At 38.8% G+C, this 14670-nt stretch carries 14 protein-coding genes; 5 read left to right on the top strand and 9 right to left on the bottom strand.

The genetic code is table 11. From position 1 onward, the window contains the following. Positions 1 to 13: 13 nt before the first annotated feature. On the bottom strand, positions 14 to 1591 hold the full coding sequence (locus tag D9O48_RS11795) for a C1 family peptidase (RefSeq protein WP_126973180.1): 1578 nt from the start codon (positions 1589 to 1591) through the stop codon (positions 14 to 16). Positions 1592 to 1797: 206 nt separating this feature from the next. Between D9O48_RS11795 and D9O48_RS11790 the strand changes: the two genes are divergently transcribed. After that, the gene (locus tag D9O48_RS11790; protein ID WP_126973179.1) at positions 1798 to 2367 is read left to right on the top strand and encodes a hypothetical protein; all 570 of its coding nucleotides are present in this window, start codon (positions 1798 to 1800) and stop codon (positions 2365 to 2367) included. Between the two features lie 154 nt (positions 2368 to 2521). Here the strand turns inward: D9O48_RS11790 and lysA are convergent, their stop codons facing one another. The 3 genes from lysA to atpG form a co-directional block, all read right to left on the bottom strand. Further along, a complete protein-coding gene (gene lysA / locus D9O48_RS11785) occupies positions 2522 to 3736 on the bottom strand; it encodes a diaminopimelate decarboxylase (RefSeq protein WP_126973178.1) in 1215 nt (404 codons plus the stop codon). Positions 3737 to 3826: 90 nt separating this feature from the next. Continuing rightward, positions 3827 to 4828 carry an SMC-Scp complex subunit ScpB gene (gene scpB, locus D9O48_RS11780; RefSeq protein ID WP_126973177.1) on the bottom strand — a complete coding sequence of 334 codons (1002 nt, stop codon included), beginning with the start codon at positions 4826 to 4828 and terminating at the stop codon, positions 3827 to 3829. A gap of 75 nt (positions 4829 to 4903) precedes the next feature. Next, a complete protein-coding gene (gene atpG, locus D9O48_RS11775) occupies positions 4904 to 5785 on the bottom strand; it encodes an ATP synthase F1 subunit gamma (protein WP_126973176.1) in 882 nt (293 codons plus the stop codon). Positions 5786 to 6045: 260 nt separating this feature from the next. On the opposite strand from atpG, the gene surE reads away from it, so the two are divergent. From surE to lpxB, 3 genes are read left to right on the top strand one after another with little or no spacing between them, the layout of a single operon-like run. Next, complete coding sequence (surE, locus tag D9O48_RS11770) at positions 6046 to 6825, top strand: 5'/3'-nucleotidase SurE (protein ID WP_126973175.1); 780 nt, start codon at positions 6046 to 6048, stop codon at positions 6823 to 6825. Then, positions 6825 to 7121, top strand: coding sequence for a hypothetical protein (locus tag D9O48_RS11765; RefSeq protein WP_126973174.1), 297 nt, complete (start codon positions 6825 to 6827; stop codon positions 7119 to 7121). The genes surE and D9O48_RS11765 overlap by 1 nt, the downstream gene beginning before the upstream one ends. A gap of 29 nt (positions 7122 to 7150) precedes the next feature. Then, positions 7151 to 8257, top strand: a complete 1107-nt coding sequence (gene lpxB / locus D9O48_RS11760) for a lipid-A-disaccharide synthase (protein ID WP_126973173.1) — start codon at positions 7151 to 7153, stop codon at positions 8255 to 8257. Here lpxB and D9O48_RS18950 read toward each other — a convergent pair whose 3' ends face one another. Both D9O48_RS18950 and D9O48_RS11755 read right to left on the bottom strand, forming a co-directional pair. After that, on the bottom strand, positions 8258 to 8422 hold the full coding sequence (locus D9O48_RS18950; protein WP_199750562.1) for a DUF6728 family protein: 165 nt from the start codon (positions 8420 to 8422) through the stop codon (positions 8258 to 8260). Between the two features lie 28 nt (positions 8423 to 8450). Beyond that, a complete protein-coding gene (locus tag D9O48_RS11755; RefSeq protein WP_126973172.1) occupies positions 8451 to 9821 on the bottom strand; it encodes a chloride channel protein in 1371 nt (456 codons plus the stop codon). 404 nt (positions 9822 to 10225) lie between these two features. On the opposite strand from D9O48_RS11755, the gene D9O48_RS11750 reads away from it, so the two are divergent. After that, positions 10226 to 10675 carry an RNA polymerase sigma factor gene (locus D9O48_RS11750; protein ID WP_126973171.1) on the top strand — a complete coding sequence of 150 codons (450 nt, stop codon included), beginning with the start codon at positions 10226 to 10228 and terminating at the stop codon, positions 10673 to 10675. Positions 10676 to 10774: 99 nt separating this feature from the next. On the opposite strand, the gene D9O48_RS11745 is transcribed toward D9O48_RS11750, so the two are convergent. The 3 genes from D9O48_RS11745 to D9O48_RS11735 all read right to left on the bottom strand — a co-directional run bounded on the left by D9O48_RS11745 (position 10775) and on the right by D9O48_RS11735 (position 14635). Further along, positions 10775 to 11536 (bottom strand): rhamnogalacturonan acetylesterase, encoded by a 762-nt coding sequence (locus tag D9O48_RS11745; RefSeq protein ID WP_126973170.1) that lies wholly within the window; start codon positions 11534 to 11536, stop codon positions 10775 to 10777. Positions 11537 to 11546: 10 nt separating this feature from the next. After that, positions 11547 to 13955: a glycoside hydrolase family 95 protein gene (locus D9O48_RS11740; protein ID WP_126973169.1), complete on the bottom strand. Its 2409-nt coding sequence runs from the start codon at positions 13953 to 13955 to the stop codon at positions 11547 to 11549. Positions 13956 to 14104: 149 nt separating this feature from the next. After that, a complete protein-coding gene (locus tag D9O48_RS11735; protein ID WP_126973168.1) occupies positions 14105 to 14635 on the bottom strand; it encodes a hypothetical protein in 531 nt (176 codons plus the stop codon). Positions 14636 to 14670 lie beyond the last annotated feature (35 nt).

Raw genomic sequence — 14670 nt, 5'->3', positions numbered from 1 at the left:
TTAAGATACAACTTTAATTGGTTTTATCAATGGCTATTACACCCAGGGCTAAGCCTGTGGCACTGGTTGCCTTAAACTGAATGGTTCCCTTCGAAGACGAAGCCAGTTGTACATTTCCGGTGGGTTGAAACACCTGTTCGCATCTTGTCTGAAAATCACTTTGCGGGTTTTGTGAGAGTTTTTTATTCAGTTCAACCCAGTTGAGTTCACGGTCGCTTACCACCACTGCGATATAGTCTTTATTTCCTATTTTATCAGGGGTCATGCTTTTATCTTTTGGGAAGAGCCGGTAACCGGTAATTCCACAAAAAGCCGAATACTTTGTTTTGGACGGATCATTTGTTTCCGGATAAGGAAATAAGGTATAACTCGTTCCGTCTTCTTCTTTTCCAAATACATAAATGTAGCAAGGGATATCATTTTTAATTTCCATCTTAAAACGGGTTCCCATAGTGATTGGTACACTTGTATTAAAAAGATAACTACCTGTTTTCTGTAAGGCTATATAACCTTTGTTAACCAGTTCGTTGTTATTGAAGTCTACTGCAACTAACCCCATTTCACCCGTGAGTGTTTTCTGCGATTGAGCACCGGTTACACGCATAGGTTCCAGTCCATAAGCTTCACGTACAAAATATTGGAATTCAGGATACCTTACCCATGCAAAACCATTCCGTCCCCATTCACTTCCCCAGCTATTCATAATCAGAAAAGCACCACCGTACTGGCGATCATCGTATCCCACCACACACATAGCATGCCCACCAAATCCAACCATTCGTTCATCACCGCTTGCAGGCTCCCAAACATCCTGCCCCATCATTCCCTGCATAAAGCTGTTTCCTACCATCATACCGATTACAACGGGCGCCCCTTGCGATAGATTTTCTTTAATGGCTCTCAGATCTATTTCGTCGGTAGTATTACCTTTCGTTAACCGGTTAAAACCCTGCATGCGGTGTTCGCGCGCTTCAGTGAGCAAACTTTGATCTGGTTGTCGTGAGCAATTATTTTCATCATAGGGAAACTCGCTGTAACGCAAGCTACCTTTCTGCGTCATGTATTCCATTGCCCGAACAATATAGGTTCCCTGGCATCCCTGCAACCCGATCTGGTTATACAAAAATGCCGGGCTATAAGCAATTTCTGATGGCCGCGCACCTGAACGGGCTGCTTCCAGAATAGTTCTGGCCGCGTAGGCACTACTCCATCCAACACAAGAGCCTTGCGAGCCCTGATTACCTACCGGTGGGGCAAATTTATACAGGTTTGCAGCGCCGGGTAATGGATTTTTGGTATCATCCTCTGCCAATGATTCGTATATACTGGCTTTGTCAAATTCTTTGGGATCTAAAAATCCGCCGGTAGCTAATTGGGAAAGAGAATCGCCAAGGCTACTACCAGAGCGATTGAGAAAAAAATATCCTCCTACTATTATTAAGATTAGTACCCATCCGAATTTAGAGCGGAAGAGACCTAATAATAAGGGTAAAAAATTAATCAGATTGCCGCCGCCTCCGGTGTTAGAGGACCTGCGATAGTTTTTGTCGTTAGACGGGCCCGAAGGATCGTCGACCATTCTGATGGGCATAAATTATTATTTTGAAGTAGAAAATGAGGATATGCTGAAATTGCTATAGGAAAGATAATGCAAAATCAATTCTTTAGCTGCTTCTGCAAAGTAAAAAGTTCGAAGCACTACCTGAGACCAGCTGATTGTTGGAACAGTTCTTGATTCCGCAATCCGAACAACAATAAGTTACTATGAAAATGAGACAATTAGTTATTTATATATTTATGTTATTTATTATAATGGGGTGTTCAAGAAAGGATGAAAATCAACCAGGCGACAACAATTTTGCAGATTTATATGGTGGCAACCCTTATAAAGGATCAGTTACCGGCATACGTTCAGAGGGCGGAAACCAAACGCATCGCTGGGAAGGAGACGGGCGTATCGTTCTGATAGAACCCACAGCAGATTCAGTTTCATTAGTGGTTATGGCTGACTTCAGAGATATCGGAGAAGTTAATTTAAAGTTCAGAGGAGCCTACAACCACAATAGCTTTCATGCAGAAAGCGATCATATAACATTTCAGATCAACAATCAGAAAATAACAGGTATCATTGCCAATACCGATCAAAAAATGAGTTTTGACGGCACATTGACCACTGAACAGTCAAAACTAATCATGACTATTGAATTTATTCAGGGTCAGGAAGGTTTTCCACCCGGGTCAACTCTTGAGGTGATATTTGACACTTCAAGAAAAATAAGTGATGATGATGAAGGTGGATGCAATATGCGGATGGTGCCGATATTGGGGCCGTCGGGAATGACGATGGGAATGGTACCCGATTGTTAGCCTTCCGGATACACAGTGATCAACAGATTACAATAGTTTTTAAAGTACAGTTTACACATACAAAAAGGGCATTAAAAGAGTGATCTCTTTCAATGCCCTTTTTTACTATTCTGCAGGTTGCATTTCAGTGTAAAATGAGCTTATTATACAACCACTAAAGTACTTCAATCTGTTTTCTGAACAAATCCGCAAACTGGTCTCTTTCTCTGATCAATGCGTCGTTACCGTTAAGAACCATCACTTCTGCCGGTTTGTAACGTGAGTTGAAGTTAGATGCCATTTCGAAACCATAGGCGCCGGCATTTCTGAATGCCAGAATATCGCCTTCTTTAATTTCATTCATCGGGCGCTCCCAGGCAAACGTATCCGTTTCACAAATATTACCGACGATGCTATAGTTACCCACTTCTCCATTCTCATTTGAGATATTATCGATCTGATGAAAAGCATCATAAAACATTGGCCTGATCAGATGATTAAACCCTGAATTCACCGCAGCGAATCTGGTAGTTTTTGTTTTCTTCAGCACATTTACTTTAGTAAGTAATGTGCCACATTCGCTTACCAGAAATTTACCTGGTTCGAACCAAACCTCCAGTGATCTTCCCAAAGCATTCGGATGACTCTTAATAGCATCAAAAACTTCTTTGGCTAACAGATCAATATCAGTTCCCTGTTCGTCTTTTTTGTAAGGTACTTTGAAACCACCACCGAGGTCAATAACTTTAACATGCGGGAAGTGTGGTAAAAGATCGAATAAAACTTCTATCCCTTTCACAAAAACGCCTACATCTTTTATTTCAGATCCGGTATGGATATGAAGATCAATTACATTAATATCGTAAGCTTTAACAATAGTCAGGATATCATCTAATAAATCAACAGGAATTCCAAACTTACTATTCTCATGCCCGGTTGAAATTTTCAAATTACCGCCAGCCATAATATTAGGACGTAAACGTAAGCCGACAGGATATTGATCACCAAAAGCTTCACCGAATTTTCGAAGATTAGAGAGAGAGTCAATATTAATATAAACACCCAACTCTTTAGCCACTTCGATTTCATCAAAACTGATTCCGTTAGAAGTATAAAGAATTCTTTTCGCAGGAAAACCTGCCTTCAATGCCAGTTTCACTTCATTGATAGAGCTGCAGTCGATATTTGCTCCCAATGATTTCACATACTTCAAAACATTAATATTGGTTAAAGCTTTACAGGCATAAAAGAACCTGGTGTTAGTTCCTTCGAATGCCGATTGTAGCTTTTTATATTGACGCTCGATTGTATTGAAGTTATAAACATACAACGGCGTTCCGTATTTCTCTGCTAAATGAACAAGGGTTTGATTAGAGATAGATGTTGACATTGTTGATTGATAAAGGGCCAAAAAAAAGTGCAGGTATCGAATACCTGCACTGTAAATTTATCTGATAATTAAGTATAAACAAAAAAACTATTAATTCTTTTCATTTAAGTCATCTTCATCCATATTCTCATCTGAATCATCTTCATCATTTTCTGCATCTTCTTCATTCTGATATCCCTCTTCTTCTGCTAATTCATCATTATTTTCAACACCTTCGTTCGCATTTTCTTCAGTCTGTGCACCTTCATCCGTCAGCTTATCTTCGGTTTCGAGTTCTTCTTCAAACAATTCATCTTCAAATGTTTGCTCTTCCTCATTGAAATCTTCTTCTTCCTGACCGGGTTCATTTTCGGTATTACCGGTTACATCTGCATTGTTGTTATCTGCTAATTGCTCCTCAGCTGTTCTTACCTCAACCAGTTGACCGTTTTCATCCACTTCCAAAGTGAAAGAAGTATCTTCTTCCGCAGGCTCAAAATTTTCCGGAGCATCTTCGTGTACAGCTTCGCCCGCTTCATTTACAATAGCAGGTGTAACAGAGCTATCATCAATTACATCTTTCAGCTTAGGCAGATCATCGGTGGTATTAATACCGAAATAATCCATGAAACTTTTTGAGGTAGCATACACCAGCGGATGGCCTGGCATTGTTTCATTTCTACCTATAATTGAAACTAATTCTTTTTCCAGTAATTTTTGAATAGCGTAATCACTGCTCACACCTCTGATAGCTTCAATTTCAGCTTTAGTAATAGGTTGTTTGTAAGCGATGATCGATAATGTTTCCAGCGCAGCTGTTGAAAGGCGTTTTAAAAACTTATCACCATTAAGTTGAGCAACTGTTTTATGATAGTCTTTTTTAGTTAAGAACTGCCATCCTCCACCGCTTTCGCGCACTTCAAAGGGGAAGAATTCAGAAGAATATTTTTCTATAATTCCTTCTAATGCCGATTCCACCTGATCAAGTATGATTTTATCTTCCATAAAACCAAAAGCCTGATTAATAAGATCAGTTAATTCGATAGTGGTTAACGGTTTTTCACTAGCAAAAATTAAAGACTCAATATGTGGTATGAGATTTCCGATTTCCATAGATCATGCTATTTAACAAATGTGCGAATAGCATTTACTATTCGCACATCCACAATATAAGGAAAAAACTTATGATTATCCTTTTAACGCTGCTGCACCTGATACAATCTCTGTTAATTCAGTAGTGATTGCAGCCTGACGAGCGCGGTTGTAGTAAATTTTCAGTGTACGCAACATGTCGTTCGCATTTTCAGAAGCTTTATCCATTGCAGTCATTCTTGCTCCGTGTTCAGATGCGTGTGCGTCTAATACAGCTTTATAGAGCTGTGTATTTAAAATTTTCGGCATTAGCTCAGCGATCAGTTCTTCTTTGTTAGGTTCAAAGATAAAGTCGATGCTAGCTTCACCTTCTTCTGTTTCCACCTTTGGAATCGGTAAAAATCTTTCAGTCACAAAACGCTGAGTAGCAGCATTTAAAAACTGGCTATAAATAATTTCAACGACATCAAATTTTTCTTGCTGAAATGCTTTTACGGCATCCTGGGCACAAGTCTGAACATTCTCAAAGCTTAAATTGATGATCAGGTCTTTGAAATCTTCCTGAACTTTGAAATTATTTTTAGCAAAATGCTCATATCCTTTTTTACCGATAGCCCAGATAGTTACATTTCCTTTTTCACTTTGAGCAGCATATCGTTCTTTGATAACGGCTTTAGCTGTTTTAATGAGGTTAGCATTGTAAGCACCACACAAGCCACGATCAGAAGTAATTACAATCAGTAATACTTTTTCTACTGCACGTTCTTCAGCTAATTTACCCACTGCACCAGCTTTAGCTCCAGAAACAATGTTACTCAACACATCCTGCAACTTACGTGCATAAGGACGCATTTGAATAATGGCATCCTGCGCTTTTCTCAATTTCGCAGCACTCACCATTTTCATCGCCTTCGTAATCTGCTGCATATTTTGCACTGATTGTATTCTGGAACGAACTTCTTTTAACTGACCTGCCATGGTTTATAACTATTTGATTTTCAATATGAAATAAGTTCTTTTTATCCTTATTACATGATTTGGCTGCAAAGGTAGCGCAAAGGTTCTAAAAATCCATGCAACCTTAAAAAATTCCACCCTTAGTCTGAACTAAAAAATAAAAAATTTCGTATAATGTTATGGATAAATGAATGATTTTGAACAAATCTTTGTAGAATTTACACAAAGGCTACAAATTTGGTCATAAATTCATGTTTCAATTAATATAACCTAATTTAATTATGTCGTTGAACCAAGAAGAACCTATTATTTTAGTTACCAATGATGATGGTATTACGGCTCCTGGAATCAGAAACCTGATTGAGGCGGTAAGGGGTTTAGGAAAGATAGTAGTAGTGGCGCCGGATAAACCGCAAAGCGGGATGGGGCATGCCATTACCATTGGCCAACCGCTCAGATTATACCAGGTAGAAATGTTTGAAGGCATCGAATCGTGGCAATGTTCGGGAACTCCTGTAGACTGTGTAAAGCTGGCGGTAGATAAGATTTTACATCGTAAACCAGATTTGTGTGTGAGTGGAATTAACCATGGTGCCAACCATTCTATTAATGTAATTTATTCAGGTACAATGAGTGCGGCGGTAGAAGCTGCGATTGAAGGCATTCCAAGTATTGGTTTTTCATTACTCGACTATAGCATTGAGGCTGATTTTACAGCATCCCGTTTTTATGCGCGGAAAATAGTAGAACAGATGATGCAGCACCCTCCGGGCAAAAACGTAGTATTAAATGTGAATATCCCGGCTGTTCCTTTGGATATTATAAACGGCGTCAAAATTTGTCGCCAGGCGCATGCAAAGTATCAGGAAAGTTTTATTCAACGCGAAGACCCGCACGGTAGAAAATATTTCTGGTTAACGGGTGAGTTTCAAAATTTTGATACAGGTGAGGATTGTGATGTATGGGCATTGGATAATAATTATATCAGCATGGTACCGGTTCAATATGATTTAACGAACTACCAATTAAAAAATCAAATAGAAAAAGACTGGAAATTCTAATGTTTAAAAAAGATTCATTTGCCCTCGGCATCGCCCTGGGCATCATTGCCCCGATCCTTAGCGTAGTTGTATTTTATTTCTGGAAATTTTCTCCGACATTTTCCTGGGGAGATTATTTTAGTTTTCTGGCCACAAACGGTACCCAGCTTACGTCTCTTTCTGTTCCGTTTCTGGTGTTAAACATCGCACTGTTTACTATTTATATTAACAAAAAAGTTGACAAAACAGCTAAAGGAATTTTTGCTGTTACCTTATTAATAGCATTGATCACCTTACTCATTAAATTCTTTTATTAAACTGTACCTTTACAAAAATCAAGATACAGATGCGCTATTATATTATTGCAGGTGAAGCTTCGGGTGATTTGCACGGTAGTAATTTGATCAGGCAGTTAAAAATTCAGGATCCTCATGCAACGATACGTTGTTGGGGGGGAGACCTGATGCAGGCTGCCGGAGGTAATGTTGTAAAACATTTCCGTGACCTGGCGTTTATGGGTTTCGTAGAAGTTCTGATGAATTTAAAAACCATTCTGAACAACCTGAAATGGTGCAAAAAGGATATAGAAGAATATCAACCTGATGCAATTATATTAATAGATTATCCCGGATTTAACTTACGGATTGCCAAATGGGCAAAAGCAAAAGGATTTAAAGTTATTTATTATATAGCCCCGCAGGTGTGGGCATGGAAAGAGAATCGTGTTCCCGGCATGAAAAAAACAATTGATCAGATGCTGGTAATTCTTCCTTTTGAAAAAGATTATTTTAGAGATAAATGGTCATGGGAAGTGAATTATGTAGGGCACCCGCTGGTAGAAGTGGTAGATGCACCGCGTGCTATTCCCAGACTATCCAATAGTGACCGGCCAATCATCGCCTTACTTCCCGGTAGCAGAAAGCAGGAAATCAGAAAAAAGCTGCCGGTGATGTTATCTGTTGTAAAACATTTTCCCGACTATCAGTTTATTGTAGCCAAAGCTCCGGGGTTAGAGGAGTCATTCTACGATGAATTCATCAGAGGATTTAGTACAGTACAAACTGCATCAGGTAAAACTTATGAAGTATTAGCTCAGGCAAAAGCTGCACTTGTAACTTCGGGAACAGCAACTTTAGAAACAGCATTGATGGGTATTCCGGAAGTTGTCTGTTACAAAGGCAATCCGATTTCTTATCAAATTGCCAAAAGATTAATTAAAGTAAAATATATATCGCTAGTTAACCTGATCATGGATCGTTTAATCGTAACCGAGTTAATACAAGACGATTTAAATGAAACCAATCTGGTAAAAGAGTTGAATGACTTGTTAAATAACGAGGAAAAAAGAGCGCAGTTAAAAGCTGATTATCAGGCACTGAAACATAAACTAGTGGCAGGTGGTCATGCTTCACAGCAAGCCGCAGAACAAATTGTTCGTTTTTTACACAGCTGATTATCCCACCAATAATTTGACGATAATAATAACTATTGCAATCAGGAACATAAAAATACTGATCCGGTTCATTCCATGCATGTATCTGACGAAACCAGAGTCAGGCCTGTTGGGATCTTTCTTTTTTATAAATAAATACTCTCCTATTTGTTTCCAAACACCCATAATGTTTTTTTTACAAAGATAATCGGTTTTAGGAGACCGGCTTATTAAAATCAGGCGGAGGAGGAATTTCCTGCGCATCTTTCAGGTATCCTTCTTTTAAATGATCGTAAAAGGATTTCCTGTCAATCAGTTTAGCAATCAGATTGGCGACCATTCCTGCAAGCATCAGTTGAAAAATAACAGAATGCCTGTCGGTCATTTCTAATACCAGAATAGCTGAAGTAAAAGGGGTTCTGGTTAATCCTGTTAAAAAAGCGACCATAGCCGACAAAATCAGGAGATTAGATTCAGTTGGAGTCAGGTTAAACCAACCGGCAAAAACTGCTCCTATACTCGCTCCGGCACCTAAAGACGGTGCAAAAACACCGCCGGCTGCACCGGTCGTAAAAGAAAAGATTGAGCCGAGCATCCGTACAATCGGTAAATACCAGGGGAGCGATTTGTCATCAGTAAACAAGGTCTTCTCCATAATTTCCTTTCCTGATCCGACAGAAAGTTCGCCCATAAAATAACCGAACGATGCAAGGATAAAAGCACAGATAATAATATATATAACCTGTTGTTTATTAGATACGAACTTTTTGGTGAATCGTACCCCCATCAGAATTCCTTTGGACATAGCAGCACCGGCAATACCGCTGATAGCAGCAACAAGCATAATCACGAGAAAGATCCACCAGGCATATGGCGCCACTACCGGATACCCCAGGTACAGATAGGAACCAATGATTCCCTGTGCGGTTAACCCGGCTATAATGACCGCCGTAAAAAGAGCTGTTTTAAAACTACTCATATGTGTACGTGCCAGCTCCTCCACAGCGAATACGATTCCACCTAAAGGGGTATTAAAGGCTGCGGCCAATCCTGCTGCCGCACCAGTCATAATAGAGTTTCTTTTAGATATTTTTGGCCAGGAGGCGGGCAGCCACTGGTTAATTTTCCAGAAAACGGTACCGGCAATCTGAATGGTCGGGCCTTCTCTCCCCACTACGCCACCACCAACTACCATTAACATCGAAGAGATTATTTTAACCACCAGAATACGTATACTCAGTAAAGAACTGATTTTATCTGTGTTTTTCGGATTAGCGAGTTCAATTGCAGCCATCACCTGAGGAATACCAGAACCTTTAGCGGCGGGGGCAAACCGTTTAACAATCCACCAGGCGGTCACAAAGCAAATTGGTGCAACAATAAATAACCACCACTCCAGGTTGTGCAAAACGTGCGCACTCCACTCTTCGGCGAGTGCAAAAAGTTTGGCATATACCACCGCAATAATACCTGTACAGAAAGATGCAATCCAAAAAGGAACAGCTTTCAGCAAATCCTGCTTCAATTGATCATTCATTATTCTTGCGAATAACGACTTCAAATAAATCATGAACCGATTCAGCATTTCTACTTAGATATTTTGGTTATTATTTCTAAAAAAATTCCGCTTTGTTCAAAGAAACAAATGTACATCAAATATTAATACATTTAAATAATAATATATTTTCGTTTATTCATAACATTTAGTTTACAATATTATTAGCAATAATTAAAGATGTGTACACTTTTAGTTAATATGATTTAATAATATTAAACATATTAACATAAGAAATAAAAAACTTATAATAATTACAGTTAGTGTTTTTATTATTAAAACTCAAACTATATTTGTATCCGTCTCAACGCATACTGAGACATCTTCGATTATCGCACCTAGTGACATCTTTCATCCTCCGCTAAAATGAATCAACCGGTTTTTATAACCGGTAACATATCAACTCGATTCATACATCAACAAATAAAAGCAACATGCCGGAAAATTTATCAAAACCTTCTGCATGGGGTCTTACAGAAGAAGAGAGCTTAAACCGTTTATTACATTATTATAATAAATGGTATTGTCAGTATTATGTTTATGTTTTTCGAGTAATTGACGATCCCTATTCCGCTAAGTCCATAGTGATTGAAATTTTCTTATCGCTATGGAAGATGAGAGCAGAGATAACATCAGAGGAACAACTTAAATCAAGTTTGTTCAAATTAGCAGATATTCATTGCAGTGAGCATTACAAAAGGAAGCATCAGTCTAATGAAATCACGGACGATTCCTGGGAAAAGATCTGGGGGAAGTCAAAGGAGTTCTTGCACCTTGAAAAAGAAATAGCCATCATAGTGGGGCGATTGTTTGAAGATGGATACTTTAATCCGCTAAGTATCCAGCACTACAAAGACCCCACCGGTGGCTTAGCAGAACTTTAGTTACACTAGTTACTAGTGGAGGCTTTTGCCTTGCTAGGTGTGTCGTAATGGGTTTCTACCCGTTACTTAAATCGAAGACGGCCAGTTTCTACTGGTCGTTTAATTTTTATATTTGTATAAACCCTGACTATTTTCTTTATTAATCATCTTGGCCAATCGTTCAGCAATTAATTTTGCTCCTGCCTCATTTGTATGCGTTTTATCACTTGGAAAAAACTTTAATACCTTTTCTTCACCCAATCGTGAATATTCATCCGAAATTAATTGATTCAAATTGATGTAAGGTACAGATTTTTCTTTTGCTATTTCTTCTGCCCAGACAGCATAATCATCCATTGAAACAATTTTACCTTCTACCCAACGCACGCGAGGTACAGGACTTAATACAATAATCGTTGCTTTCTTTTCTCTGGCTTCATCAATATATTTCCGTAGATATTTTCCATAAGTGTAAACGACTTCTTTTTTTTGCAATAGAGGATTATAAATCTCCACACTATCTTCAGCAATTCCTTTCAGGGTACCTCTGGCCCTGGCCGTATCATCCATTGGAGACTGGTCATTATGTCCGAATTGCATCAGAATGTAATCACCCGGCTTGAGCCGGTTCAATACCGAATCCCATCTTCCTTCTGTAATAAAAGTACGCGTACTTCTTCCTCCTTTTGCATGATTCTCTACCGGTATTGTAAAGTACTGATCAAAAAAACTACCCCAGCCCCAATGTTGATTTTCACCTTGACCTTCTCCGCTTTTTACGGTTGAATCCCCAATCAGGTACAAGGTTGTTTTTTTAGTTCCTGCACAACTAACAAATATGCAGGCAATGCCAAACAGATAAAGCCACTTCATTAATTTCATTTTTTACTATTTAGGTTTTTAAGGTCATGATTCGGCTGGTTGCTATTGTAAGCTGATAACGATAAATTTTCTTTCCGGCTATTGTTTGCTCCTTCATTAACTTTAATCCTTCTGCCCGCAATAATTTCTGACCACTTAAAAGCTCTATAGTTTGCGCTACCGGAGAGAATATGTTTAATTCGGTTAACTTATTATCCTTCCAATAAATATTTATGGTCAGGTTGCCTTTTGCTTTCAGTCCTGTCACAAAACCGTTCTTCCATACATCCGGTAATGCCGGTAATATATGTAACTGTTTAGTTTGTGATTGCAGCAACATTTCTGTAATACCACTGGTTGCTCCGAAATTACCATCAATCTGAAAAGGAGGATGTGTATCAAATAAATTATTCAGCGTAGATTGTTTTAATAAGTCCTGCAATAATTTATAGGCTCTGTTTCCATCCCATAATCTTGCCCAAAAATTAATCTTCCATGCTTTACTCCATCCTGTACCGGCATCGCCACGTAATTCAAGGGTAGTTTTTGCAGCTGCTGCTATTTTCTCGTCAATCAATGGTGAAATCTGATTTGCCGGATGTAAGCCGTATAGTTGCGACACATGCCTGTGGTGCGGGTCTTCATCTTCCCAGTCATCTAACCATTCTATAATGTTCCCTTTTTTTCCGATTTGTATCGGTTTTATTCTATCTTTTTTCCGGGCAATAGTATCCAACCAGTTATCCTTAATATTTAAAACACGGGCAGTGGTTAAGAGGTTTTCAAAGAGTTCGATAATCAATTGCCGGTCCATGGCTGATCCGGCAGTTACTTCCGCCCTGTATCCTTTAGGATGTATATATGTATTTTCGGGCGAGGTAGATGGAATGGTTACATAGTAACCGTTGAGCTCATACAACCAGTCTTCACAAAACTCAGCAGCCGACCTGAGTACCGGATAGGCTACCTGCCTTAAGAATGATGTATCCAACGTGTATTCAAAGTATTCAAATAAATGATCAGACAACCAGGCACCACCCAAACTCCAATTGGCCCATTTAGGATCTCCGTTACCTTCTCCTACCGGATTTGTTTGTGCCCAGATGTCTGAATTATGGTGAGCCGTCCAACCACGCATTCTATAATATTCCGCAGCGGTGGATTTACCTTTTTCACTCATATTCTTTACCTGCTCTATTAAGGGTTGGTAAAACTCCTGTAAATGAGTCATCAATGCCGGCCAATAATTCATCTGCAAATTAATATTCACAGTATAGTTACTACGCCATGGCGGTCTGATATTTTCATTCCATAGTCCCTGCAAATTCATTGCTGCACTTTCCGGTCTTGAAGCACTAATGGTTAAATAGCGGCCAAATTGATAATAGAGAATTTCTAATGCAGGGTCATGTTGCCCATTTTTGTATTGCTGTAAACGCTCAATCAAATCTATTCTATTGGAAACAGCATTATTGATCGAGAAATCAACTCTTTTAAAATACTTATGATAATCTTTAATATGTATGTCTGACAACTGTGTGTAAGATAAATTTTTCACTGCTTTAAGACGTTCTTTTACCAATGCAACTTCGTCTTTACCATCTCTGTCAGGACATTTATCAAAACCGTTAAAACTGGTTGCGGCACCTATAATCAATACGGCATAACTGGCATTCTTTACCGATATATCTGATTCGTTAAAGGTTACAATACCGTCTGTTTGCTGAACTCTTACATGGTACCGGTAACGCATGCCGTAACAATTATTCATATCCTCATAAATGAAAGGTGCTGGCGAACCATCCTGATCATTATTAATTCTGGCTTTACCGGTCAGCACCAGGTCATTCTCATAGTTTACATATGCCTGATGCAGAAACTGATTATCTACTTTTACGGTGAATTCGAGCGACTTCATTTTTGAAGCTTCCCAACGAATCACCATCACATTATGCGGAGCTGAAATAAATTGTGTTCTTTTAAAATCAATTCCATTAACCTGATAATTTACCGTACTTACAGCTGATTCAATATCCAGTATTCTATTATAATCTGACACACTTCCATCAATATGCTGATTGAGATATACATCGCCTAAAGGTTGATACATTTCAGTATCAGGTCCCTGCATTTTTTTCAGATCTGCCACCGCCTCATCAATACGATCATCAATAATCTTTTCTCTCACCATGCTCAAATACTGGTAAGCCGTAGAATTAGGCGCCATTGTATCCGGACCACCTGTCCATAAAGAAACCTCATTCAATTGAATTTTTTCATTCAGTGGCTGGCCCCAAACCATGGCTCCGATATGGCCATTACCCAGTGGCAATGCGTCGGTCCATTTTTTTGCCGGAGAAGTATAATACAATTCGTAAACAGATTGTGCGGAAGCTGTAGTTGATACTACCAGTACCAAAATCGTGAGTAGAAACTTCATACGGTTAGCATTTGCTATAAATTTAAGGCAAATACCCTTTGTTTATCCGTATAAAAGAGGATTTTCAGTTATTATTCATGCAACTGAGAAAAGTTATTATGCAACAAATCCCTCTGCCGATTATACGAAGAGGGATTTGTATACTATTATTAAACTTTTCGTCCGCCCATTGATCGGTGGGTAGATTGATTTTTATTAACGGAACTTTTCTTTACTAATAGTTTTGCACCGCCGCCTTCCGGCAAAACATAGTAAGTGTATCCATCATACTTTACGGCACCCAATCCTTTCAACCAGGAATCGGCATACAAGGCATAACTTTTATCTCTGTTCATCGAAACCTCACCGAAGGTCAGATAACGTTTTTCTCCTACCTCAAAAGAAACATCCACCCGATTATTATACACTCTGGTAACAACACCCGGTGTTCCTTTTTTCAGTTTAATTACATGTATATAAGAACCGTTTTCCATTTTTATTTCACCCCCTTTGACCTGCGCGTTTTTATCAGCGATTTGTCTTTGCAGAACAACATCCCGATCTACATAAAACTGCACTTTCTTAATATCAATATTACTGGCTTCAAGGTCTTTTTTCAACTCACTATTAAAATAAGTTTTATTAGCAGAGCAGCTCATAATAAAAAGACATCCTACAATTAAAAGGTTAAGCTTGGGCATAGTGTTGCTTTTAGTTCAACCTAAATTAAAGGATG

The organism is Gynurincola endophyticus (assembly GCF_003991195.1).
GTDB lineage: Bacteria > Bacteroidota > Bacteroidia > Chitinophagales > Chitinophagaceae > Gynurincola > Gynurincola endophyticus.
This window is presented reverse-complemented; position numbering and strand designations above follow the sequence as displayed.